Below are 5588 nucleotides of genomic sequence, written 5' to 3'. Positions count from 1 at the left end.
CGTCGTCACGCTGGCGCAGCCACAGCCCGAACAGCCGGCCCAGCCGGCTGCCCTCCAGATGGGCCGGCAGCGGCTGGCCCGGCGGGCGCACCCCCAGCTCGGGGCGCTGCAGCAGCGCGGCGCTCAGCGCCGGATGTTTGGCCTGCCACAGGTCCAGCTCGGGGCGGTGTTGCAGGGCATGGGGGCAGGGCATGGTGTTCTCCTGATGGGATGGTGGTTTCACACGGTGGCGCCGATGGGGTGCTGCGGGGCCAGCGCGGTCTCGGCCCGGAAGTTGGCGCCGCGCGGTGTGCCGGTGCCGCAGTAGTGGCGGAAGACATAGAGCAGAGGCTGCCAGCGCGAGGTGTCGATGTGCTGGCTGCCGGCGTGGGTGATGTCTTCATGCGCATGCACGCGCAAGACCTGCAACTCGGCAATGGCGAAGCCGCGCGCCGCAGCGCCGGCATCGTCGAGCAATCCCTGCAAGCGGGCCTCGATCTGCAGCGGGCAGTCGCGCACCCGGGCCGCCCGGACCAGCTCGCCCGGCAGGCGTTGCAGGCCGGCGAGTGCGAACTTGTCGGCCACGTGCTCGTAACCCATGGCCCGCTTGTGCGGCGGCACCTCGCTGCGACCGGTGGCGCGAGCCAGACATTCGACCTGGGGCCATTGCGCAGCAGACGGGAGGTTGACGACGCAATCGCCGTCACGCCGCAGGTNCGCTGCGACCGGTGGCGCGAGCCAGACATTCGACCTGGGGCCATTGCGCAGCAGACGGGAGGTTGACGACGCAATCGCCGTCACGCCGCAGGTTCTCAAGACCCTGGCCGCCGAGGCCCAGCCCGATGACCAGTCGGTCACCGAGCGCCCAGACGGAGGAATTTGGCGAGAGATTGCTGCTGCCGTCCGGGTTGACGGTGGAGAGCAGCGCGACCGGCGTGCCGAAGTACAGCACCGAGGGCGTGATCACGCGTTGTACCGGCGGATGAAGATGAAGGGCTTGAGTCATGGCGACAGTCTCGCCATCGACGCCTTGCAATGCTTCGTCTACCATCGAAGCATGAATGTCATCACGCCGCCGGCCGGCCCGGCCGATCAGCGACTGGCGCAGGTGGCCGCCCTGATGGCCGACCCTGCGCGGGCGCGCATCTTGTGCTGCTTGCTCGACGGCCATGCGCGCACGGCCACCGAGCTGGCGGCGGTGGGCGAGATCGGCGCGTCGACCGCCAGTGCGCACCTGTCCAAGTTGCTTGCCCAGGGCCTGCTGGAATGTCTGGCCCAGGGCAAGCATCGCTACTACCGGCTGGCCTGCAACGAGGTGGGCCAGGCGCTCGAGGCCTTGCTGGTGCTGGCCGGCGGCAAGGCCGCGGCTTTCAAGCCCAGCACGCCGGATGGCCTGCGCGAGGCGCGGCGCTGCTATGACCATCTGGCCGGCGAGTGGGGCGTGCGCCTGCATGACCATGCGCTGCGCCGCGACTGGATCAGCGCCGTGCCCAGCGAGGCACGCGGCTATGCGCTGACCGAGGCCGGCGCTGCCGCGCTGGCGGGCCTGGGGGTCGATGTCGCGGCGGCGCGCAGCGCGCGGCGGCGGCGCCTGGCCTGCGCCTGCATGGATTGGAGCGAGCGCCGCCCGCATCTGGGCGGCGCGCTGGGTGCCGTCTGGCTGCAGGCCTTGCTGGCCCAGGGCTGGCTGCGCCCGGAGCTGGACAGCCGGGCCCTGCGGCCAACCCGGCGCGGCGCGCAGCGGCTGGCCGAACTCTTGGGGGAGCCTGTATGACGGCGCGCATTCGCGTGGGTATCGGTGGCTGGAATTTCGAGCCCTGGCGCAACAACTTCTATCCGGCCGGCTGGCCGCACAGCCGCGAGCTCGAGTACGCCAGCCGCCGGCTGACGGCCATCGAGATCAACAGCACCTATTACAGCTCCCAGGCTCCGACCACCTTCGCCAGATGGCGCGACACGGTGCCCGATGATTTCCTGTTCTCGCTGAAGGCCTCGCGCTTCGCGACCAACCGCCGTGTGCTGGCCGAGGCCGGCGAGTCGGTGCGGCGCTTCGTCGACAGCGGCATCGCCGAACTCGGCCCCAAGCTGGGCCCCATCGTCTGGCAGTTCGCACCGAGCAAGCGCTTCGATCCGGCCGACTTCGAGGCCTTTCTGCAACTGCTGCCGGCCCAGGTCGGCGGCCTGGCACTGCGCCATGCGCTCGATGTGCGGCACGAGAGCTTCCGCACGCCGGAGTACCTGGCGCTGGCGCGCCGCTACGGTGCGGCCACCGTGCTGACCGAGTCCGACGACTACCCGGCCATCGCCGACCTGACCGGAGGCTTCGTCTACAGCCGCATCATGCGCACCGAGTCGGCCCTGCCCGAGGGCTGCCCGCCGGCCACGCTGGACCAGCTGGCGGCCTGCGCGCGGCTCTGGCGCGATGGCGGGCAGCCGAGCGGGCTGCCGCTGGTGGAGCCGGTTCCCTCGCCACCGGCCGCGCCGCGCGATGTGTTCATGTTCTTCATCAGCGGGGCCAAGGAGCGCGCGCCCGCGGCGGCCCAGGCCCTGATCGGGCGCCTGGGCTGACGCCGGGCCCGCACAGCGAATCAGGAGCCATGCATGAGTGAGCCTGTCGCGACGACCGCCAAGCAGGTCCGGCGCCTGCACCAGATCCTGCTGTGGCCGCTGCGCCTGATGCCCATCGGCGCCGCGCCGGGCGCGCCGCGCCGCCCCTGGGAACTGCTGCTGGCCCAGGGCGAGCAGCCCTGGCGCGAGGTGGTGGACGAGTACACCGGCGACGCAGCGCGCTTTCACGAGCGCCACTACCAGGAGTTCGTCACCTTCCTGCCCTATGTGCAGCGCTTTCTGTACGGCGAGGGGCGTTCGCGGCCGGGCGATGCGCTGGGCGAATCGGGCATGAAGGTGTTGCGCCGCGACGATGTGGCGAGCCTGCGGCTGCGCAGCCGGCCGGGCGAGCCGCAGCTGTGCCTGGACGTGGTCCATATCGATCTGTACTTCTTCTTCGATGTCGATGTGGTGCTGCTGAATGTGGAACTGGCGGCCAGCGATCTGGCCCTGCGCCAGGCCCAGGACCTGCTGTACCGGCTGGGCCGCGCCTACCCCTCGGGCTGGGACGCCCAGGGCCTGCCGCTGCACACGCTGGCCGAGGCCGAGTGGCTGGGGCACGAGGGTCAGGTCTTGTCGGCCTCGGACGCGGGCCAGCGCGAGCGCTTCATCGCCCATGTGGCCGAGCACCGCGCGCCGCGCCTGTCGGCGCATTGGGACTGGCTGCTGCGGCCCCTGGTCAGCGACCAGTCGGAGGCCGCCGGCGTGCTGCGCTTTCGCCAGATCGAGTACTACCGGATGCCGATGATGGCCTATCTGGCGCTGGACGATCCCGGCGCACTGTCGCGCAGCGACTTTGTGCGCCTGGGCCTGGTGACCGGCGCGGCGGCCGATGAGGGCGGCCTGCCCTTCAGCGAGCCCTATCTGCAGGACTTCGAGCAGCGCTACTGCTACGACCGCTTCTGGAGCGCGGCCGGCGCGGCGCCGCAGACCCGGTATCTGTGCAGCGGCCATGCGCTGATCGTCGTGGGCCGCGCCGACGCCGAGTTCTTCTGCTGCCGCGACCGCGGCGTGCTGGCGCAGTTCCGCCACCAGCATTTCCTGGTCTTTCTGATCGCGCATTTCCAGAAGGCCGCGCTGCTGATGTTCTCGGACCGCCTGGTCGAGGCGCTGCGCCGGCTCAATATCAACGATGCCGACAATGTGCGGCGCTTCAAGCGCGCGATCCGTGCCAGCTTCGAGGGCTTTTTGCGCTTCTCGCACCGCTACTGGTTCCATGCGGTGGCCGAGCAGGCGCAGACCCGCGCGCTCTACCGCATGAGCGCCCAGCATCTGGAGCTCGATCCGCTCTATGCCGAGGTCAAGTCCCGCATCGGCGATATGAGCGACTATCTGGAGACCGACAATCTGCGCCGCCAGGCCAATACCGTGGTGCGCCTGACCGTCGTGACCATCTTCGGCCTGATCGGCACCATCACCACCGGCTTTCTGGGCATGAATCTGCTGGCCGAATCGGAGGCGCCGCTGTGGCAGCGGCTGCTGATGTTCGGCCTGACCCTGGGCGCGACGGTGGCGCTGACGGTCTACACCATGGTCAAGTCCAAGCGCCTGTCGGACTTCCTCGATGTGCTGTCCGACGAGCGCCTGCCCGGCATGGCCAAGCTGCGCGCCTTCGCGGCGGTCTGGCGCTCGGGCCCCTGAGCCGCCGGGCTTGCGGACGCGGGCGTTCCCGTGCAGCATGCGGCAGACAAATGGCGGCGGCCCCGAGGCCGACCGCCGACAGGGAGAGCCGATCATGATGCAACGAGGCCCCGCCCGCAGCGCGGGCACGCGCCGGCTCGGCAGCCGCCGGACCGAGCGCCATGCCGCCGCGCTGCTGAGCCAGCGCGAGCAGTTCAGCCAGGAGCTGGCCGCCGCCGCGCGCTCGCGCGCCCAGGCCGAGCTGGTGACCCGCCTGATTGCCGACAATATGCCCGGCCGCGTCGTCTACTGGGACCGCGAGCTGCGCTGCCTGTTTGCCAACCAGGCCTATTTCGAGTGGTTCGGCCTCGCGCCCGAGCAGGTCATCGGCCGGCGCATGCCCGAGGTGCTGGATCACCGCTACTGGCGGGCCAACGAGCACTATGTGCGAGCGGCGCTGAGCGGCCAGGCACAGAGCTTCGAGCGCGAGACCCTCACCGGCGACGGCACGGCGATCTGGCACTGGGTGCAGTATGTGCCCGATCTGCAGCAGGACCGGGTCGCCGGCTTCGTTGTGCTGGCGCTGGACATCACGGCGCGCAAGCAGGCCGAGCAGGCCTTGCAAGCCAGCCATGCCGAGCTCGCGCAGGCGCGCGACCGCGCCGAGGCTGCCAGCCGCGCCAAGAGTGCCTTCCTGGCCCATATGAGCCATGAGATCCGCACGCCGATGAATGCCATCATGGGCCTGAGCCATCTGCTGCAGCGCATGCCGCAGAACCAGCTGCGCGATCAGAACCAACGCTATCTGGGCGAGATCGATGCGGCCGCCCAGCATCTGCTGCACATCATCAATGACGTGCTGGACATGTCCAAGATCGAGGCCGGCACGCTGGTGCTGGAGGCCGAGGACTTCGACCCCGCCGAGCTGGCGCAGCGCGCCGTCGCCCAGCTGGCCGAAGCCGCCTATGCCAAGGGCCTGGACCTGCAGATGCGGACCGAGGGGCTGCCGCCGCTGCTGCGCGGCGATGCGACGCGCCTGACCCAGATGCTGCTGAACCTGCTCAGCAACGCGGTCAAGTACACCGAGCGGGGTCAGGTCATGCTGCGGCTGCAGCTGCTCAGCGAGGACGGGCCGCGGGTGAAGCTGGGTGTCGATGTGCTGGACAGCGGCATCGGCATCGAGCCGGCCGCGCTGGCGCGGCTGTTCGAGGCCTTCGAGCAGGCCGATGCCTCGACCGCGCGGCGCTATGGCGGCACCGGCCTGGGCCTGGCCATCACCCGACAGCTGGCGCGCCGCATGGGGGGCGATGCCGGCGCCGACAGCGTGCCCGGGCGGGGCAGCCGGTTCTGGTTCAGCGCCTGGATGGAGCGCGCCGCGACGC

At 70.4% G+C, this 5588-nt stretch carries 5 protein-coding genes and 1 pseudogene; 4 read left to right on the top strand and 2 right to left on the bottom strand.

What is annotated here, in order from left to right; translation table 11 throughout:
- Both PO768_RS27560 and PO768_RS29225 read right to left on the bottom strand, forming a co-directional pair.
- Window positions 1–193: pseudogene (locus PO768_RS27560) on the bottom strand (hypothetical protein); the annotation flags it as partial.
- Window positions 194–219: 26 nt separating this feature from the next.
- Window positions 220–579, bottom strand: a complete 360-nt coding sequence (locus tag PO768_RS29225) for a hypothetical protein (RefSeq protein WP_336297791.1) — start codon at window positions 577–579, stop codon at window positions 220–222.
- Window positions 580–1036: 457 nt separating this feature from the next.
- Here PO768_RS29225 and PO768_RS27550 point away from each other — a divergent pair, with 457 nt between their 5' ends.
- The 4 genes from PO768_RS27550 to PO768_RS27535 form a co-directional block, all read left to right on the top strand.
- Window positions 1037–1753, top strand: a complete 717-nt coding sequence (locus PO768_RS27550) for an ArsR/SmtB family transcription factor (RefSeq protein ID WP_272648608.1) — start codon at window positions 1037–1039, stop codon at window positions 1751–1753.
- A complete protein-coding gene (locus PO768_RS27545; protein WP_272648607.1) occupies window positions 1750–2547 on the top strand; it encodes a DUF72 domain-containing protein in 798 nt (265 codons plus the stop codon). The genes PO768_RS27550 and PO768_RS27545 overlap by 4 nt, the downstream gene beginning before the upstream one ends.
- Window positions 2548–2580: 33 nt before the next feature.
- A complete protein-coding gene (locus tag PO768_RS27540; RefSeq protein ID WP_137944809.1) occupies window positions 2581–4227 on the top strand; it encodes a hypothetical protein in 1647 nt (548 codons plus the stop codon).
- Window positions 4228–4321: 94 nt separating this feature from the next.
- The coding region (locus tag PO768_RS27535) for a PAS domain-containing sensor histidine kinase (protein WP_272648606.1) at window positions 4322–5588 on the top strand (1267 nt) is incomplete at its 3' end.

This window comes from Paucibacter sp. XJ19-41 (assembly GCF_028462495.1).
GTDB lineage: Bacteria > Pseudomonadota > Gammaproteobacteria > Burkholderiales > Burkholderiaceae_C > Roseateles_E.
Note: the sequence above shows the minus strand (reverse complement) of the source record. Positions and strands in the feature narration are given on the sequence as shown.

What these genes read in the sequence shown, in the direction of transcription:
- PO768_RS29225 (WP_336297791.1), bottom strand. Translation starts at nt 579, where the DNA reads ATGGGTTACGAGCACGTGGCCGACAAGTTCGCACTCGCCGGCCTGCAA.
- PO768_RS27550 (WP_272648608.1), top strand. Translation starts at nt 1,037, where the DNA reads ATGAATGTCATCACGCCGCCGGCCGGCCCGGCCGATCAGCGACTGGCG.
- PO768_RS27540 (WP_137944809.1), top strand. Translation starts at nt 2,581, where the DNA reads ATGAGTGAGCCTGTCGCGACGACCGCCAAGCAGGTCCGGCGCCTGCAC.
- PO768_RS27545 (WP_272648607.1), top strand. Translation starts at nt 1,750, where the DNA reads ATGACGGCGCGCATTCGCGTGGGTATCGGTGGCTGGAATTTCGAGCCC.